This is a genomic window from Vibrio sp. 2-2(8), from assembly GCF_963888495.1.
Lineage (GTDB): Bacteria > Pseudomonadota > Gammaproteobacteria > Enterobacterales > Vibrionaceae > Vibrio > Vibrio anguillarum.
This window is the reverse complement of the sequence record NZ_CAWPJM010000022.1, coordinates 161374-180470: the sequence shown is the minus strand read 5'-3', so window position 1 is coordinate 180470 and position 19097 is coordinate 161374. Positions and strand designations below refer to the sequence as shown.

Annotated in this window: 16 protein-coding genes; 10 read left to right on the top strand and 6 right to left on the bottom strand. The window is 44.4% G+C overall.

Translation table 11 applies throughout. The annotated features are described in order from the left end of the window. Nucleotides 1–7: 7 nt before the first annotated feature. Genes hisA through hisIE form a run of 3 tightly spaced genes read left to right on the top strand, consistent with a single transcriptional unit; the run spans nucleotide 8 to nucleotide 2132 of the window. On the top strand, nucleotides 8–745 hold the full coding sequence (gene hisA / locus AACV12_RS07235; RefSeq protein WP_013857092.1) for a 1-(5-phosphoribosyl)-5-[(5-phosphoribosylamino)methylideneamino]imidazole-4-carboxamide isomerase: 738 nt from the start codon (nucleotides 8–10) through the stop codon (nucleotides 743–745). Next, entirely contained in the window at nucleotides 727–1500 is a 774-nt protein-coding gene (gene hisF / locus AACV12_RS07230; protein ID WP_017044649.1) for an imidazole glycerol phosphate synthase subunit HisF, read from the top strand. Before hisA ends, hisF begins: the two co-directional genes overlap by 19 nt. Further along, nucleotides 1497–2132 (top strand): bifunctional phosphoribosyl-AMP cyclohydrolase/phosphoribosyl-ATP diphosphatase HisIE, encoded by a 636-nt coding sequence (gene hisIE / locus AACV12_RS07225; RefSeq protein WP_017043909.1) that lies wholly within the window; start codon nucleotides 1497–1499, stop codon nucleotides 2130–2132. Before hisF ends, hisIE begins: the two co-directional genes overlap by 4 nt. Nucleotides 2133–2182: 50 nt before the next feature. Here the strand turns inward: hisIE and AACV12_RS07220 are convergent, their stop codons facing one another. Next, on the bottom strand, nucleotides 2183–2866 hold the full coding sequence (locus tag AACV12_RS07220; RefSeq protein ID WP_208871742.1) for a pseudouridine synthase: 684 nt from the start codon (nucleotides 2864–2866) through the stop codon (nucleotides 2183–2185). Between the two features lie 361 nt (nucleotides 2867–3227). Between AACV12_RS07220 and AACV12_RS07215 the strand changes: the two genes are divergently transcribed. Further along, entirely contained in the window at nucleotides 3228–5453 is a 2226-nt protein-coding gene (locus tag AACV12_RS07215) for an NADP-dependent isocitrate dehydrogenase (protein WP_170900101.1), read from the top strand. 79 nt (nucleotides 5454–5532) lie between these two features. Here AACV12_RS07215 and cspD read toward each other — a convergent pair whose 3' ends face one another. Next, entirely contained in the window at nucleotides 5533–5754 is a 222-nt protein-coding gene (gene cspD, locus AACV12_RS07210; protein WP_013857087.1) for a cold shock domain-containing protein CspD, read from the bottom strand. 473 nt (nucleotides 5755–6227) lie between these two features. Here cspD and clpS point away from each other — a divergent pair, with 473 nt between their 5' ends. Both clpS and clpA read left to right on the top strand, forming a co-directional pair. After that, nucleotides 6228–6548, top strand: a complete 321-nt coding sequence (gene clpS, locus AACV12_RS07205) for an ATP-dependent Clp protease adapter ClpS (protein ID WP_010319243.1) — start codon at nucleotides 6228–6230, stop codon at nucleotides 6546–6548. 42 nt (nucleotides 6549–6590) lie between these two features. Then, nucleotides 6591–8861 (top strand): ATP-dependent Clp protease ATP-binding subunit ClpA, encoded by a 2271-nt coding sequence (gene clpA / locus AACV12_RS07200; RefSeq protein WP_013857086.1) that lies wholly within the window; start codon nucleotides 6591–6593, stop codon nucleotides 8859–8861. A gap of 142 nt (nucleotides 8862–9003) precedes the next feature. Here the strand turns inward: clpA and infA are convergent, their stop codons facing one another. From infA to aat, 3 genes are all read right to left on the bottom strand, one after another. Then, nucleotides 9004–9222 (bottom strand): translation initiation factor IF-1, encoded by a 219-nt coding sequence (gene infA / locus AACV12_RS07195; protein WP_006075347.1) that lies wholly within the window; start codon nucleotides 9220–9222, stop codon nucleotides 9004–9006. Between the two features lie 81 nt (nucleotides 9223–9303). Beyond that, nucleotides 9304–10002, bottom strand: a complete 699-nt coding sequence (locus AACV12_RS07190) for an arginyltransferase (protein ID WP_017049881.1) — start codon at nucleotides 10000–10002, stop codon at nucleotides 9304–9306. Nucleotides 10003–10004: 2 nt separating this feature from the next. Further along, a complete protein-coding gene (gene aat / locus AACV12_RS07185; protein WP_170900100.1) occupies nucleotides 10005–10721 on the bottom strand; it encodes a leucyl/phenylalanyl-tRNA--protein transferase in 717 nt (238 codons plus the stop codon). A 205-nt stretch (nucleotides 10722–10926) separates the two neighbouring features. On the opposite strand from aat, the gene aroA reads away from it, so the two are divergent. Further along, nucleotides 10927–12207, top strand: a complete 1281-nt coding sequence (aroA, locus tag AACV12_RS07180; RefSeq protein WP_047690889.1) for a 3-phosphoshikimate 1-carboxyvinyltransferase — start codon at nucleotides 10927–10929, stop codon at nucleotides 12205–12207. Nucleotides 12208–12267: 60 nt separating this feature from the next. Here aroA and AACV12_RS07175 read toward each other — a convergent pair whose 3' ends face one another. Further along, a complete protein-coding gene (locus tag AACV12_RS07175) occupies nucleotides 12268–12519 on the bottom strand; it encodes a YciN family protein (RefSeq protein ID WP_013857082.1) in 252 nt (83 codons plus the stop codon). 520 nt (nucleotides 12520–13039) lie between these two features. Between AACV12_RS07175 and topA the strand changes: the two genes are divergently transcribed. From topA to glgA, 3 genes are all read left to right on the top strand, one after another. Then, nucleotides 13040–15670, top strand: coding sequence for a type I DNA topoisomerase (topA, locus tag AACV12_RS07170; protein WP_017044653.1), 2631 nt, complete (start codon nucleotides 13040–13042; stop codon nucleotides 15668–15670). Nucleotides 15671–16327: 657 nt separating this feature from the next. After that, nucleotides 16328–17545, top strand: coding sequence for a glucose-1-phosphate adenylyltransferase (glgC, locus tag AACV12_RS07165; protein WP_013857078.1), 1218 nt, complete (start codon nucleotides 16328–16330; stop codon nucleotides 17543–17545). A 1-nt stretch (nucleotide 17546) separates the two neighbouring features. Further along, a complete protein-coding gene (glgA, locus tag AACV12_RS07160) occupies nucleotides 17547–19001 on the top strand; it encodes a glycogen synthase GlgA (RefSeq protein WP_094147381.1) in 1455 nt (484 codons plus the stop codon). Nucleotides 19002–19097 lie beyond the last annotated feature (96 nt).

The window sequence follows — 19097 nt, the reverse complement described above, 5'->3', positions numbered from 1 at the left end:
ATTAGTAATGATTATTCCAGCATTAGATTTAATTGATGGCCAAGTGGTTCGCTTATTTCAAGGCGATTATGGTCAAGTTACCGAATACAAAGTGGATCCTGCAGAGCAGTTTCGCCTCTATCATCAGGCTGGAGCTAACTGGTTGCACCTTGTCGATTTAACGGGTGCAAAAGATACCTCAGCCCGACAGCTTGATCTGATTGCCAAACTGCTTGCCAGTACCCCTGCCAATATTCAAATTGGTGGCGGTGTGCGTAGTGAGCAAGATGTGGTGGATTTATTAAATGCGGGTGCGCAGCGCGTGGTTGTCGGTTCTACGGCCGTAAAACAGCCTGAATTAGTCAAAGGATGGATGGAAAAGTATGGCGCAGAAAAAATTGTGCTAGCGCTCGACATCAACATTGATCAAGACGGCACACGTAAAGTGGCCATTTCCGGTTGGCAAGAAGATTCAGGTGTAACGATAGAAGCCTTGATTGATGATTACCTAACGGTCGGTTTGACGCACGTATTGTGCACTGATATTTCCCGCGATGGTACACTAGCCGGTTCTAACGTTGAGTTGTATATCGATTTATGCAAACAGTACCCACAAGTACAGTTTCAATCCTCAGGTGGTATCGGTAGCTTAGCGGACATCAAAGCCTTAACAGGCAGTGGCGTCGCAGGTGTGATTGTCGGTCGTGCCTTATTAGATGGTAAGTTCACCGCTCAGGAGGCATTCGAATGTTGGCAAAACGCATAATCCCTTGTTTGGATGTCCGCGATGGACAAGTAGTGAAAGGGGTGCAGTTTCGCAACCACGAAATCATTGGTGATATCGTACCGCTTGCAAAACGCTACGCCGAAGAGGGTGCGGATGAGTTGGTATTTTATGACATTACCGCGTCGAGTGATGGCCGAGTGGTTGATAAAAGTTGGGTGGCGCGTGTCGCGGCAGTGATTGATATTCCATTTTGCGTCGCGGGCGGTATTAAATCTGCCGAAGATGCTGCGCGAATTTTAGAATTTGGTGCAGATAAAGTCTCCATTAACTCTCCAGCGCTCGCTAACCCACAGTTGATTACTGACTTGGCGGATAAATTTGGCGTGCAATGTATTGTGGTCGGCATTGACTCTTACTTCGATCAAGAAACGGGTCAGTATCAGGTCTATCAATTTACTGGCGATGAGACGCGCACTAAAGCAACGCAGTGGCAAACTTGCGATTGGGTACAAGAGGTACAAAAACGTGGTGCGGGTGAAATCGTATTGAATATGATGAACCAAGACGGCGTGCGCAATGGTTATGATCTACAGCAACTCCAGAAGGTACGTGCTGTGTGTCGCGTGCCACTTATCGCTTCTGGCGGGGCGGGAACGATGGAGCACTTTGCGCAAGCTTACCAACAAGCTCATGTCGATGGCGCGTTGGCGGCATCGGTTTTTCACAAGCAGATCATCAATATCGGCGAATTAAAACAATATTTACAAGCAGAAGGTGTAGAGGTAAGACGATGAGTTTTCAAGTATCGAGTGCGGTTGCACTTTCTGAGCGTATTGATTGGAACAAAGTTGATGGCCTTGTTCCGGCGATAGTGCAAGATTTTCAATCAAGTCAAGTGCTTATGATGGGTTACATGAACCAAGATGCGTTGCAAAAAACCGCGCAAACAGGCCAAGTGACGTTCTTTTCTCGCAGCAAACAGCGCCTTTGGACCAAAGGAGAGACCTCTGGTCATGTGTTACAGTTGAAAAACATGGCGCTCGATTGTGATAATGACACTTTATTGGTCAAAGTGAATCCCATTGGGCCAACGTGCCATACTGGAACCACAACCTGTTGGGATAACGATGCACAAGAAGAGTCTCAAATGGTGTGGCTTCATCAGCTTGAGCAGCTATTGGCTGCCCGCAAGAGTGCCGACCCTGATTCCTCTTACACCGCTAGCCTTTATGCCCGTGGAACAAAGCGTATTTCGCAGAAAGTGGGCGAAGAGGGCGTTGAAGTTGCGCTTGCGGCGACGTCGGGCGATAAGGCGGAGTTAGTGTGTGAGTCTGCTGATTTGATTTATCACTTATTGGTGCTATTGCAAGACCAAGGATTAGCGTTGAGTGATGTGATTGATAAGCTTAAAGAACGCCATAAATAAACACAGTGAAGCCTCTTAAATAAAGAGGCTTCCGTTTTTTGAGAACGGTGTTAGAGGGTAATTTCTTTCCACTCACCGGGTTGTAGATCGCCTAAAACAATGTCGCCCATCGCGTAGCGCACTAAGCGCAGTGTTGGAAAGCCAATATGCGCAGTCATACGTCGTACTTGCCGGTTTTTACCTTCAGTAATGGTAATCGCAAGCCATGTGGTTGGGATTTGTGCGCGAAAACGAACCGGTGGATTACGTTCCCACAAGGTAGGCGGTTGCAAAATCTCAACCTTGGCAGGCAGCGTCATGCCATCTTTTAACTCTACACCTTGGCGCAATTTATCTAAATCGTTTTGAGCGGGTTCTCCTTCTACTTGAACCCAATACGTTTTTGGTAATTTTGACTGCGGCTGCGTTAGTCTCGCTTGCAAGATGCCGTCATTGGTGAGCACCATCAAACCTTCGCTGTCTCTGTCCAAGCGACCTGCGGCATACACCTCTTTTACGGGAATAAAATCAGCGAGAGTTTTGCGCCCATCACCATCAGTAAACTGGCTTAGTGTATCAAAAGGCTTATTAAAGATGATGACTTTTCGATCAGCAAGTGATATTCGTTTTTTTACCTCTTCTGCAGATGAAGAGGAGCGGGCGGTTGAGCGCTGATGTGGATCGCGCCGTTTAAAATGAGAAGAGCCAGAGGGTTTTGATACTGATGAAGAATCACGACGCAAGCGGGATGACATGTTAACTACCTTGCAAAAATGTAAATGAAGTGTGTTTGAAAGTTTTCTGAACTTTGGATTTAAGCTATGATTTGCGCGCCCAGAAACAGGATTGACGCACAAGATAATAGACTATTATCCTAGTTTTGTTTAATTATACTCAACCCATGCTATTTGGATTCAGTATCAATAAAGGGTTTGGGTGTATACGTATTTTCACTCAATGACTAAAATCGGATAACGCTCAACGACATTCGATTCAGTTTTTGAAAGAGTGACGCTATCGTGTTCAAGTCGCGAGGATGCTAACCCACTTGACACGGACAATCACACAGCGCTGTTTCATCCAATGGTGCTGCTAGAACAAATAGGGAAATTTTTCATGCCTACAGAAAAACCTACAATTATTTATACCATCACAGACGAAGCACCAGCACTGGCCACTTATTCTTTATTGCCGATTATCCAATCCTTTACCGCCTCGTCAGGTATTAGCGTTGAAACCCGCGATATTTCACTGGCTGCGCGTATCCTTGCCAGCTTCCCAGAACATTTAAAAGAAAATCAACGTGTAAGTGATGCGCTTGCCGAATTAGGTGAACTGGCGACCAAACCAGAAGCGAATATTATTAAACTGCCTAACGTTTCGGCATCGGTCCCACAATTGAAAGCCGCGATTAAAGAGTTGCAGGAAAAAGGTTACGACCTACCAAATTATCCTGAAGAACCAAGTACCTACGAAGAAGAAGCGATTAAAGCGACTTACGATAAAATCAAAGGTAGTGCGGTTAACCCTGTGTTGCGTGAAGGAAACTCCGATCGCCGCGCACCACTATCAGTCAAGAATTATGCGAAGAAAAACCCACATTCAATGGGCGCATGGTCACCGCAATCCCGTTCACATGTTGCCAGCATGCAAGACAAAGATTTCTATGGAACAGAAAAGTCAGTCACCATTGAAGGTGACACTAAGGTCAAAATTGAGTTTGTCGGCCATGATGGCTCGACTAAAGTCTTAAAGAAAGAGTTTGCGCTGCTTGATAAAGAAATTATCGATGCTTCAGTTCTAAGCAAAAAAGCGTTAGTTGAGTTTTTCGAGCAACAAATCGCAGCAGCGAAACAGCAAGATGTGCTGCTTTCCTTGCACATGAAAGCAACCATGATGAAAGTGTCTGACCCAGTCATTTTCGGCCATGCCGTTAAAGTGTACTACAAGGACGTATTTGCGAAGTATGGCGCGTTGTTTGACTCATTAGGTGTTGATGTCAACAATGGCCTAGGCGATGTTTACGCGAAAATACAAGCATTGCCACAAGCACAGAAAGAAGAAATTGAAGCCGCGATTCAAGCGGTTTATAACACGCAGCCACCGCTTGCTATGGTCGATTCTGACCGAGGTATTACTAACCTACATGTCCCAAGCGATATCATTGTTGATGCGTCAATGCCAGCAATGCTGCGCGCTTCTGGTCAAATGTGGGGGCCAGATGGCAAGCAACAAGACACCAAAGCACTGATCCCCGATCGCTGCTACGCTGGCGTTTATCAAGCGGTGATTGATTTTTGTAAAAAGCACGGCGCATTTGATCCCACCACGATGGGCAGTGTGCCAAACGTGGGCCTTATGGCGCAAAAAGCTGAAGAATATGGATCGCACGATAAAACCTTTATCCTCGATGCAGCGGGTTCGGTACGTGTTGTGGATACCTCCGGCAAAGTATTGCTAGAGCAAGCTGTTGAAGCTGGTGATATTTTCCGCATGTGCCAAGTGAAAGATGCACCGATCCAAGACTGGGTGAAACTGGCCGTGACTCGCGCCAGAGCTACTGGCGTTCCTGCGATTTTCTGGTTAGACGATCAGCGTGCGCATGACCGTGAATTGATCAAAAAAGTCAACGTCTACCTTGCTGATCATGATACGGCTGGCTTAGATATTCAGATCCTATCACCCGTTGAAGCGACTCTGTTCACACTTGAGCGTCTCAAAGCGGGTAAAGATACCATCTCAGTTACGGGTAACGTACTGCGTGATTACCTCACGGATCTATTCCCCATTCTTGAGCTCGGTACTTCGGCTAAAATGTTGTCGATTGTTCCCTTGATGAATGGCGGTGGCTTGTTTGAAACAGGTGCTGGTGGCTCTGCGCCAAAACACGTTCAGCAGGTTGAGAAAGAAAACCACTTGCGTTGGGATTCGTTAGGCGAGTTTTTGGCGCTGGCGGCGTCTTTGGAACATTTGAGTGTTGTCACTGGAAATGTGAAAGCGAAAGTACTAGCCGATGCGCTTGATAAAGCCACAGGTAAGTTCCTTGATCTCAATAAATCACCATCGCGCAGAGTTGGTGAGCTTGATAACCGTGGCAGTCACTACTATCTTGCAACCTATTGGGCTGAGGCCTTAGCAGAGCAGACGGCGGATGCTGATTTAGCGGCGGAATTCGCACCGATTGCGAAACAGCTGCAAGAAAATGAACAGGTTATCGTCTCTGAGCTGAATCAGGCACAAGGTACTCCGGGTGATTTGGGTGGTTACTATGCGCCAGTGTTTGAAAAAGCATCAGCACTAATGCGTCCAAGCCAAACCTTGAACGCGATCATTGGCGCTTAACCTTCAGTTATTCACCTCTAAGCAATAAAAAAACCCGCCAGTTCGGCGGGTTTTTCATCAAATACACGTTTGGCAGCGATTATTTTGCAAGTTGACCTTCGATTGGAACAACAGCGCTAGCGTGATAACCTTTCGGCCCCTGTTCAATCTCGTAGGAAACTTGTTGGCCCGCTTTGAGTGTGCGGTAGCCTTCCATTTGAATGGTTGAATAGTGAGCAAAAATATCGGTATCCTCACCTTCTGGACAAATAAACCCAAATCCTTTGGCGTTGTTAAACCATTTTACTGTACCTGTAGCCATGCTTTACATCCCTCATTGCATTTTAGTTACTGATGTTGTTATCGAGAAACTTATCCTAAAAACGTTACCCGAATGTGAATATCAATTCAGCCGCTGCCAAATTTTTAGTCACTAATTGACCAATGTAGTCAATGATTCGGCGCAGTCAATAGGCAAAAGGTATGATACTCGACATATTTGCAAATAAATCACTTTTCAGGTTTACATTGTTGTAACGATTAAATAGGGCGTTAAGAATGAAATAGTTAAAGAAAGCAGTTGCTTTTGTTTTCTTTTTAATCAACTACGCCGTTGATAGTTCGGAATAGCAATGTTTTATTTGCAGCGATACAATTGCTGCATTAGTCTCTAAGTAAGGGTTGTTTTTCAACTGTGTCGGTAGCACTAATAACATTAATAGATTCCAACGACACAATGGTTACTGAGAGGCACACGGTTCCACTAGGTAGAGAAGCACTCTAAATACGGTCATCATGAGTAAACATTTTGAATGGGTGACTCCAGACTCAGATCTTCTGGAGAAAGAGAAGACAGCAATTAAACCACCAGCGATGTACAACGTAGTTCTCAATAACGATGACTACACGCCGATGGAGTTTGTGATTGAAATCCTTGAGCGATTCTTCTCGATGGATATCGACAAAGCAACACAGATAATGCTCAAGGTGCATTATGAAGGGAAAGCAATTTGTGGCACGTTCAGTGCTGAGATTGCAGAGACCAAAGTAGCTCAAGTTACTTTGTACTCAAGGGAAAATGAGCATCCACTGCTTTGTACTATGGAGCAAGCGTAGTCGCTTGCTGGAGCAACAAAGTGGTTCCTTAAGGAGGTACTTATGCTTAATAAAGAACTAGAGTCGAGTCTAAACGGCGCGTTCGCTCGAGCGCGAGACAAAAGACATGAATTCATGACCGTCGAGCACCTCCTACTTGCGTTATTAGAAAATGATGCAGCCAGAGAGGCCTTATTAGCCTGCCAAGCGGATTTGGATGCCTTACGCCAAGAGCTTGATATTTTTATTGATCAAACCACCCCTCTTATTCCTGAAAGTGACGAAACACGTGAAACGCAACCTACATTGAGTTTTCAACGTGTGCTGCAACGTGCTGTATTTCATGTGCAATCCTCTGGCCGCAATGAAGTCACAGGGGCGAATGTACTGGTTGCAATCTTTAGTGAGCAGGAGTCACACGCGGCTTACCTACTGAAAAAAAATGACATCAGTCGCTTAGATATCGTCAACTACATTTCACACGGCATCACTAAAGCTTCCAGCGCAAGTGATAATTCAGCCTCTTCCGACTCTTTTAGCAGCGAATCAGCTGATGAAGTCAGTTCTGATGAACGTTTGGAAAGCTTTGCCAGCAACCTCAACCAATTGGCAAAGCAAGGGTTGATTGACCCGCTAATTGGGCGTGATAAAGAACTAGAACGAACCATTCAAGTGTTGTGTCGTCGCCGTAAAAATAATCCGCTGTTAGTGGGAGAAGCGGGAGTCGGTAAAACGGCGATTGCGGAAGGGCTGGCGTGGCGTATTGTGGAAGGCCAAGTGCCTGAAATCATTCAAAATAGCGTTATTTATTCACTGGATATTGGCTCATTGCTCGCTGGAACTAAGTATCGTGGCGATTTTGAAAAGCGTTTTAAAACCATTTTGAAACAGCTTGAAAAAGAGCAGGACGCGATCCTATTTATTGATGAAATTCATACCATCATCGGTGCGGGTGCCGCTTCTGGTGGTCAGGTGGATGCGGCTAACTTAATCAAACCTCTGCTTAGCAGCGGTAAATTGCGCTGCATCGGCTCAACGACTTATCAAGAGTACAACAACATCTTTGAAAAAGAGCGCGCGCTGGCTCGTCGTTTTCAAAAAATCGATGTGGTCGAGCCATCGTTGGATGACACCACTAAAATACTTATGGGTCTGAAAACAAAATACGAGGCGCACCATGATGTGCGTTACACCAATAAAGCGTTACGTGCGGCCGTAGAGCTTTCTGCAAAATACATCAATGAACGTCATTTGCCAGATAAAGCGATTGATGTGATTGATGAAGCGGGAGCACGTTCAAGGTTGGCACCTGCAAGTCGCCGCAAGAAAACCGTTGGAGTGGCCGATATTGAAGCGATGGTTGCTAAAATGGCGCGTATTCCAGAAAAATCGGTATCTTCTTCCGATAAAGACATTTTGCAGCACCTTGATAGAAAAATGAAAATGTTGGTATTTGGACAAGATGACGCTATCGATGTATTGAGTGAGGCGATCAAACTCTCACGCGCTGGCTTAGGTGCTGACAATAAACCGGTGGGCTCATTCTTGTTTGCAGGGCCAACAGGCGTGGGTAAAACAGAAGTGACAGTGCAGTTATCGAAGCTACTTGGCATTGAGCTGCTGCGTTTTGATATGTCTGAGTATGGTGAACGTCACTCAGTGAGTCGTTTAATTGGTGCTCCTCCTGGTTATGTTGGGTATGACCAAGGTGGCTTGCTAACTGATGCTGTGATTAAACATCCACATTCAGTGGTGCTACTTGATGAGATTGAGAAAGCGCACCCTGATATTTTCAACTTGCTACTTCAAGTCATGGATAACGGCACTTTAACGGATAACAATGGACGAAAAGCGGATTTCCGTAACATCATTTTGGTGATGACAACCAACGCAGGTGTTGCAGAGACAGTGAAAAAATCGATTGGTCTTATCCAACAAGACAATAGTTTTGATGCGATGTCAGAGATTAAGAAAGTATTCACACCCGAATTTCGTAACCGTTTAGATAACATCATCTGGTTTAATCGTTTGGATGAGCGTGTAATCCATCAAGTGGTTGATAAGTTTATTGTTGAACTACAAGCTCAACTCGATGCGAGGGGTGTATCGTTAGAGGTTTCTGAGGATGCTCGTCATTGGCTTGCTGTGAAAGGCTACGATATTGAGATGGGTGCTCGTCCAATGGGCCGCGTGATTCAGGATAAGTTGAAAAAGCCATTAGCGAATGAGTTGTTGTTTGGCTCGTTGGTCGATGGTGGCACAGTGAAAGTGGATTTAGATGGCGAAGAGCTTAAGTTTAAGTACATTGGTTCTCGTGAAGAAGCGGTTCACTGATCGGTAATCCCGATGCTTATCACCTAATAACAAAAGCACGCTGAGGCGTGCTTTCTTCTATGCATTGCATTTAATCCAGTTCTATAAGTAACAAAAAACGGAGCATTTAGCTCCGTTTTTTGTTGCGTTCGAAAATCAGAGATTAACGAGCACGGAAGACGATGCGGCCTTTAGTTAGGTCGTATGGAGTCATCTCTACAGTTACTTTGTCACCAGTAAGAATACGAATGTAGTTCTTACGCATTTTACCAGAGATGTGAGCTGTTACTACGTGGCCGTTTTCTAGCTCAACACGGAACATTGTGTTTGGAAGAGTATCAAGGACAGTGCCTTGCATCTCAATTACGTCTTCTTTAGCCATTTAATCCTCTTTAGAAACTTGGCGATTTTTAACGGACGCATTCTGCCGCTAAAAGATAAATATGTAAAGTTGGGGCGTATTCTACCCTTGCCAACGTTGATTTACTAGCTTTTGATGGCGCTCAAAGCGTACTTTGTAGTTCATTGCTGGGCATTCATCAATTTGATAACCCAAATATAACCATTGTTTCTGTGTGGCTTGGCAATATTGCAGTTGAAATAAAACGCCAAGTGTCCCGAGTGACAGATCTGACTCTGGATCATAAAAGGTATAAAAGGCGCTGGCACTGTTTTGTAAAATATCCGTCACCGCAATCGCGACCAGTTGTCCGTTTTGATAAATATGCAGGTATTGAGTATCTAGCCAACGACAAGCGGAAAAGGTTGCAAACTCCTGCTCGTTGGGAGGGTACATGCTGCCCTCTTTATGTCGCGCTTCAATATAGCGGGCATAGAGTGCAAACCAACCCGAATCCATGGTTGGTTTCAACTGCCACTGAAAAGCGTGTGCCTTTTTGAGTAACCGCTTTTGACTGGTTGATAGCTTGACTTGGTCAACAAAAACACGCAATGCTTGGCAGGAGTTGCAATTGTCACAGTGAGGTTTGTAAATGGTATCCCCACTGCGTCGAAAACCATTTGCGAGTAGAATTTCATAATTCTCAGGCGATTGCATGGCGGAATCTAAAGTCACAGCGACACGTTCTTGCCTATCTTTTAAATAGCTACAAGGGTGGTTATTGGTTAAACCGATGCGTATTTGCTGTAAATCTGAGCTCATGGTTATCCTTCATTAGACAAGGTGATCCACTGGGGTGTAAAGCAGCGCTCATCGACAGAGCTATCTCTAAAAGATAGCAAGGATTTGAGAAAATCGTCGCGCTCTAATTCGAAAGCTCCCAATGATGCCAGATGCGGATTCATCACCTGACAATCAATCAACTGTCCACCGTGTGATTGAAAATGCTGGCAAAAATACCAAAGCGCAATTTTTGATGCATTGGCTTTGATACTAAACATCGACTCACCGCAAAACATTTGGCCCATTTGTATGCCATAGAGCCCGCCGATCAATTTATCTTCCTGCCACACCTCAACCGAATGACAAAGGCCAGAAGCCGCAAGGGCGAGGTAGGCGCTGCGCATCTCTTCATTTAGCCAAGTTTGATCTGCGGGTCTTACGTTGGCGCAACTTGTAATTACCTCTTTAGTTGCATTGTTAAGGCTTATTTTATATTGATGTTTTCGCTGGAATTTTTTAACGCTTTTAGCTGGAGAAAAAGTTTGTGGGTTAAACACAGCTCGTGGAGCGGGGCTCCACCAAAGAATAGGCTCTTGTGGGCCATACCAAGGAAAAATTCCGTGTCGATAAGCATTATAAATACGTTCTGGTTGTAAATCTCCACCAAACGCGAGTAGTCCATTTGGCTCTTCTAGCGCCTCATCAGCGGAAGGAAAAGAGAAATCATCAAGCGCAAGCTGAGGAAGGTAAATAGTCATGTTCGATCCGATCTGGGTTAACCATCAAGATAAGGCCACGGAATGAGGATAGTAGGGATTTTTCAATAGTTTGCCAATCATTACTATCAGGCCATATTTGTACTGGAGTTCGCTTTTATTTTTAGATAGGCTGCAAGTACGAAGAATTTTCATTTTCCTAGAGCAAACAGGAGCTCTTTGGAAGATGCAAGGAAACACAACTCGAATGGAAAGCCTCACGTTACAACCAATAAAAAAAATTAATGGGCAAGTCAATTTACCCGGTTCCAAAAGTGTCTCAAACCGAGCGCTACTGCTTGCCGCTCTGGCAAGTGGTACGACTAAGCTAACGAACTTGTTAGACAGTGACGACATTCGCCACATGCTCAACGCACTAGCAAAACTTGGTGTGGAGTATCGTTTGTCAGACGACAAAACGGTCTGTGAGATAAAAGGTTTGGGTCGGCCTTTTAGCATCGAGCAATCCGTTGAGCTGTTTTTAGGTAATGCAGGGACGGCAATGCGTCCACTTGCGGCAGCATTAGTCCTTGGACAGGGTGAGTTCATTTTGACTGGTGAGCCGAGGATGAAAGAACGTCCAATCGGTCATCTCGTTACAGCGTTACGTGAAGCGGGCGCTGATATTGAGTACCTTGAAAACGAAGACTTCCCGCCGTTAAAAATTACGGCAACCGGCCTTAAAGCTGGAATCGTGGCGATTGACGGTTCAATCTCGAGTCAATTTTTGACCGCCTTTTTAATGGCTGCGCCACTGTCTGATGGTGAAATGACGATCAACATCGTCGGTGACTTGGTCTCAAAGCCCTACATTGATATCACGTTACACATCATGGCGCAGTTTGGTGTAAAAGTGATCAACCATAACTACACTCAATTTGTGATCCCAGCTGGGCAATCGTATGTTTCTCCTGGGCAGTTTTTGGTGGAAGGGGATGCATCCTCTGCTTCTTACTTCCTCGCGGCGGCGGCTATCAAAGGTGGCGAAGTAAAAGTTACTGGTATTGGTAAAAACAGTATCCAAGGGGATATTCAATTTGCCGATGCGCTAGAAAAAATGGGCGCAGTCATCGAATGGGGGAATGATTATGTCATCGCTCGTCGTGGAGAGCTTAATGCGGTTGATCTCGATTTTAATCACATTCCTGATGCGGCTATGACCATTGCGACGACCGCATTATTTGCCAAAGGCACCACAGCCATTCGCAACGTATATAATTGGCGTGTTAAAGAAACTGATCGTTTAGCCGCAATGGCGACGGAGCTGCGTAAAGTGGGTGCAGAGGTTGAGGAAGGGGATGATTACATTATCATCACACCACCAACGTCATTACAGCATGCGGCAATCGACACTTATGACGATCATCGAATGGCGATGTGTTTTTCGCTGGTTGCACTGAGCGATACCGCAGTGACGATTAATGATCCTAAATGTACTTCGAAAACGTTTCCTGATTATTTTGAACAGCTTGCGCAACTAAGCCACTAGGCATTGAGCGTTTAAACCCAATAATGAAAAGCCTCGAATGAGGCTTTTTTTCATCAAGAATTACGATTGAACGAGAGTGAATTGCTTTGATAAATGCAAGGCAAGGTACTTGAACATGTTAAATACCGCAGTGGTATTAGGTGTTGGCAGCCCCTTGTCGTCTAAAAAGTAGTTGCCTTTAAAAACTAATACATCCTCTTTTTCTTCAACGCTATCGGCGCGCATGCCAACGATATAAGCGTCATGTTCTTGAATGATTTGGTTTGCAATAAGTAACAAATCAAATTCAGTAATAGATTGTTTTTCGCTCATCTTTTACGGTCCTATGAGTAGATGTGCGAGGATAGTGCCGTAAAAGGGTAGGTAATTTCAATGATTTCAAATAGAATTCGGCGCAAAATTCGATGGAGTGGATTCTCAAGCTTTGACCAAAGAGAGAAGTCACGTCTAAGCTTAATCAAGAAAGCCGATTTTTTATGCAATGAGAATGTGTGACTTACGGCATATTTCATTGGATTTATTTCGCGAACTGATAATACTCACTTTAGTATGAGCGCCAAAGCACGTTTAGTAGAGTGCTGCAGCAATGAAAGTCAAGCTCACAAGTACTACAGGATTCGATTTTAAACTTCTCAATTTAGGTTGGAAGGCTGGCGGAGAATAGGCCACTGAGCTCTGGTTGCATTTTGACCAATTATTGAGTGGTTGAATTTTATTTTTAAAAAACATGTTGATCTTCTTGTTAACTGGCTCGATAGTAAAAAAAGAAGCAATAATTTAGAACGTCATGCGATTTACTTTCGCGTAATGATTAAGGGCATTTGAGTCAATTATGGGTAAATCACTCGTTATAGTGGAATCGCCAGCCAAGGCTAAAACGATCAATAAATATCTTGGTAAAGATTTTATTGTTAAGTCGAGCGTAGGGCATGTTCGTGATCTTCCAACCGCAGGTCAAAGTACCGCTAAAAAAGCAACGCCTAGTTCTTCTTCAAAGAACCTTAGCGCTGAAGAGAAAGCACGCTTGAAAAGCGAGAAAGACCGCAGTTCGTTAATTAAGAAGATGGGCATCGACCCTTATCACGGCTGGGAAGCGAATTACCAAATTTTGCCGGGTAAAGAAAAAGTAGTGGCGGAATTGCAAAAGCTTGCCAAAGATGCCGACTGCATTTATCTCGCAACCGATTTGGACCGCGAAGGAGAGGCCATCGCTTGGCACCTTCGTGAGATCATCGGTGGCGATGAACAGCGATACAAACGAGTTGTATTTAACGAAATTACTAAAAATGCAATCCAACAAGCCTTCCAAACACCGGGTGAATTGAATATCGACGGTGTAAACGCCCAACAAGCGCGTCGTTTCATGGACCGTGTGGTGGGTTTTATGGTCTCTCCATTACTTTGGAAAAAAGTGGCGCGTGGCTTGTCTGCGGGTCGCGTCCAATCGGTGGCGGTGAAATTACTTGTTGAGCGTGAGCGTGAAATTAACGCGTTTGTCCCTGAAGAGTTCTGGGATATCCATGCTGATACGAAAACGCAAGATAAAACGGATTTCCGTCTGTTGGTTGCGCAAAAAAATGATGTAGCGTTTAAACCTGTCAACGAAGCGGAAGCTAAATCAGCGGTTTCGATTTTAGAAAAAGCTTCTTACGAAGTGTGTAAACGTGAAGACCGCCCAACCAGCAGTAAACCTTCCGCTCCTTTTATCACCTCGACGTTACAGCAAGCAGCCAGTACTCGCTTGGGTTACGGAGTGAAGAAAACGATGATGCTAGCTCAGCGCTTGTATGAGGCAGGTTACATCACTTATATGCGTACCGATTCAACCAACTTAAGTGCTGAAGCGGTTGAAGCGGTTCGCAGCTATATTGGTAGTGAGTTTGGACAAGCCTACTTACCTGAGAATCCGTTAGCTTATGGAAGTAAGCAGGGCGCTCAAGAAGCGCACGAAGCGATTCGTCCATCCAGTGTGGATGTTAAAGCCGATGATTTACAAGGTATGGAAGCGGATGCTCATAAGCTATACGCGCTAATCTGGAATCAGTTTGTTGCTTGCCAAATGACGCCAGCTCAATACGATTCGACCACTGTGAGCGTGAAAGCGGCAGAATTTACCCTTAAGGCTAAAGGTCGCATCCTTAAATTTGATGGTTGGACACGAGTTCAACGTCCAATGGGTAAGAATGAAGACCAAATTTTACCTCCAGTGAAAGTGGGCGAAACGTTGTTATTGCAAACGTTAGATCCAAAACAACATTTCACTAAGCCACCGGCACGTTATACGGAAGCTGCGCTGGTAAAAGAGCTTGAAAAGCGTGGTATAGGCCGACCATCGACGTATGCTTCTATCATCTCTACCATTCAAGATCGCGGCTATGTGAAAGTGGATCAGCGACGTTTTTATGCTGAGAAAATGGGTGAAATCGTCACCGATCGTCTGGATGACAGTTTCAATGACTTGATGAACTATGACTTCACCGCGCGAATGGAAGAAAAGCTGGACCAAATTGCAGCAGGATCTGCAAATTGGAAAGGAGTCTTGGACGATTTCTTTAAAGATTTCACTGCAGATTTAGAAACGGCTGAACTGGATGAAGAACAAGGTGGTATGAAACCCAACCACATCGTGATGACCGACATTCAATGTCCGACATGTTCACGTCCAATGGGAATTCGTACAGCCTCTACAGGGGTGTTCCTCGGTTGTTCTGGTTATGCACTACCACCTAAAGAGCGTTGTAAAACCACCATTAACCTAGGTGACGAAGAAGGCGTCATCAATGTCTTGGAAGAAGATGTTGAAACAGCTGCACTGCGCGCTAAAAAACGTTGTCCTATCTGTGAAACGGCGATGGATGCGTACCTAATCGATGACACACGTAAAATGCATGTGTGCGGGAACAATCCGAACTGCGAAGGTTACGTTGTAGAATTCGGTGAGTTTAAAGTTAAAGGCTATGATGGCCCAGTTGTCGAGTGTGACAAGTGTGGGTCAAACATGGTGCTGAAAAATGGCCGTTTTGGTAAGTACATGGATTGCACCAGCGATGACTGTAAAAATACGCGTAAGATCTTAAGAAGCGGCGAAGTTGCTCCACCAAAAGAAGATCCTATCCATTTCCCAGAATTGCCTTGTGAAAACTCGGATGCGTATTTTGTACTGCGTGATGGCGCTTCAGGTCTGTTTCTTGCAGCGAGCAATTTCCCGAAATCTCGTGAGACACGTGCGCCATTGGTTGAAGAATTGGCTCGTTTCAAAGAGCGCCTAGCACCAAAGTATCAATACTTAGCTGATGCGCCTGCACATGATCCTGATGGTGTGGCGGCGGTTGTACGCTTTAGTCGTAAGTCAAAAGAACACTATGTCCGCACTGAGATAGATGGTAAACCCTCAGGTTGGACGGCGTTGTACGATAATGGGCGGTGGGAAATTACCGATAAGCGTAAAAACGCTAAAAAATAGCCTTTAATGTGATCAATGCGAAAAGGTAGCCTTCGGGCTACTTTTTTTTTGGCTGGAGTTTGAGCAAGTTCAACTATTCATACTATTCATGGAAAATGTGTCGCCAATATTTTGACATTCCATGTGTAAGGCAGTATTGATTAACTATCCGTGAGCGGGCGGGGTGTCGGATGTTCAGAGTCTTGTGCACAGGAGATAGCCCTATTACACCAGCATGTTGTGAATTGTTCAGTCGGTTCAACAACTAAAATGGAGCTATTTGGTGTAATTAATATTTATGTCTTTAACCTAGTAAACATAGCGTCATAAATTCGTTGTATTTTTAATAAAAAGAGAGTGTATATAAAATTAAGAATGCATCAATAAAGTGAATAAAAATGATTAGTTAATACATTGTTATGTTTATATGTTACACCGAGCTGTAAATGTGAGCTAGGTTAGGAGTTAGCAAACTAAAGGGTTCAGACAAGTCAGAACAGCGTATTTAAAATTGTATTATTTCTTTAATTCGATAACGTATAAACAACCAATTGCATTTAGGGTGGTGAGGGAGTTTCATACAGCCCACTGCAAGTGGTCAATAAGGATAGCATCCATACATCCCCTGTAAATTAAGGTATGGAATGCAAATATAAGAATGAAATAAGGAGAATTAAAATGGCTGGTGTTTTAGGAATGATCCTTGCTGGTGGCGAAGGCTCGCGCTTGATGCCTTTAACGGAATCTCGTAGTAAACCTGCAGTGCCATTTGGTGGCAGTTATCGTTTAATCGATTTTGCTTTGAATAATTTTGTAAACGCGGATTTGATGCGTATCTACGTGCTTACACAATTTAAATCACAATCGTTGTATTTACATATGAAGAAAGGCTGGAACCTTTCGGGTATCACTGATCGGTTTATCGATTCAATCCCCGCACAGATGCGTGATGGCAAGCGCTGGTACGAAGGTACTGCGGATGCTATCTACCAGAACATTCGTTTTATTGAACTCTCTACCCCCGACCAAGTATGTATTTTTGGCTCTGATCATATCTATAAAATGGACATCCGCCAGATGCTCGATTTCCATAAACGTGTAGACGCAAAACTGACCGTTTCTGCGCTGAGAATGCCGCTGAAAGAAGCGTCTCAGTTTGGTGTGATTGAAGTTGATGAAGCCGGAAAAATGGTCGGTTTTGAAGAAAAACCTTGCAACCCTAAAGCGATCCCTGGGCACCCAGACCTTGCACTTGTTTCTATGGGTAACTACATATTCGATACAGATAAACTCTGTGCAGAACTGCGTCGTGATGCTGAAGATAATCACTCCAGCCATGATTTTGGCAAAGATATTATTCCTAAACTTTTCCCAGAAGGAGAGGTTTATGTCTATGATTTTTCAACCAATAAAATCAAAGGCGAAAAAGACACAACTTACTGGCGTGATGTTGGTACGATTGAGGCCTACTGGGCAGCGCACATGGATCTATTAGAGCATGATGCCGATTTCTCGTTGTATAACCGTAGCTGGCCTCTCCACACTTATTATCCACCGTTGCCACCTGCAACCTTTGTTGATTCACACGATCGTAAAGTACAGATCACCGACAGCTTGATCTCCGGCGGAAGCTACATTCAAGGTGCGAAAATTTATAAATCGGTACTAGGCTACCGCAGTAACATCGGAGCCAACACTTTAGTGAGTGAATCCGTGATCCTCGGTGATGTTAAAATTGGCGAAGGATGTACAATTAAGCGTACGATTATTGATAAAAATGTCGAAATAGCACCAGGTACTATCATTGGTGAAGATTTAGAACTCGATAGACAACGTTTCCATGTTTCTGATGAGGGCATCGTTGTTATCGCAAAAGGAACAAAAGTTGGATTCTAGAATGGAAAAAATCGATGTTTGGTTTACCGTTTCAGAAGCTCAAGGTTTGATCAAAAGTGGTGGTTTGGCCGATGTGGCCAAAGCACTGCCTAAAGCACTGCAAGAGTTAGGTCATCAGGTAGCTATTGTGCTACCTGCTTATCGTTCTATATTGGGCATTTCAGATGCTCCTGTTGTGCTAGAAACTGAGCTTACCCATTGGCCTCATACTGCATATCTGGTCCGCCAGATGGAGCTAGATGGAGTGGCCGTGTACTTAATTGAATGTGAACAATATTTTGGCCGAGCACAAATGTATGGTGAAAATAACCAAGCGTACGCTGATAATGGTGAGCGTTTTGGTTTCTTTTCAGCAGCTAGCCTAGATGTTTTACCTAAGCTCGGTAAAAAACCACAGATTATCCATGCAAATGATTGGCATACAGGGTTGGTTCCATTTTTGTTGAAAACGCGTTACCAGCATGACGCTTATTTTTCTGATATGAAAAGCGTATTGACCGTTCACAACGCGATTTTTAAAGGTATTTTTTCTTATCATCAATTAGAGATCATCCCAGAATTGAACTTATCTGGCATGGAATTTTTACGCTACGGACACGATCACGTCAGTATGCTAAGAGCAGGGATTGCCTTTGCTGACAAAATCAATGCCGTTAGCCCTAATTATGCTTCCGAGCTGCTAACACCGCTTGGCTCTCATGGGTTAGTAGATGATTTTGTTCATCGAGCTAGAGATTTGCACGGCATCGTTAATGGGTGTGATTATAGCGAGTGGGATCCACAAAACGATGAATTTCTTCCTCTTGGCTACTGTGATGAAGCTGAATCACTTCAAGCGGGCAAACGGGCGAGTAAGCGTATGTTGCAAGAGGAGCTGCAATTACCTCAGCGTGACTTGCCTTTGTTTGGGATGGTTTGTCGACTCACCCACCAAAAAGGTTTCCACTATATTTTACCTATACTAGAGTCGTTCTTACGCAATGATGCCCAGCTCATTATTGTTGGCACAGGAGAGCCTGAAGTTGCTGTTCAGCTACATAAAATGGCGGCGAAGCATGCTGATAAATTTGCGTTTGTTGAAGCTTATAGCAATCGTTTTGCACATTTGGTTGAAGCCGGTTCTGATTTCTTCTTAATGCCTTCAGAATTTGAAGCTTGCGGTTTGAATCAGATCTACAGCATGGCTTATGGCACGCTGCCCATCGTTCGTGAAGTTGGTGGTTTAAAAGACACCGTACGTGATTATGATAAGTTTCCTGAAGAAGCGACCGGCTTTGGTTTTCATGATCCTTCTCCAGAAGCACTGCTTATTGCAATGCAGCGAGCGATGCTGTTTTATCTTCAACATCCCGAAACTATGTTGGAGGTTCAGCAGAGGGCGATGCGACAAAATTTTAGCTGGCAGGATTCAGCGAAAGAGTACATCAAGATGTATCATCTCGCGTTTCATGACTGATGTTTTTATAACAAGTAAGGCGCTTTGGCGCCTTACTTGTTTAGCCGAACGAGCCCGCATGATTTTTTGCTATTCAGCCCCCGTTTTGTGGTAGTC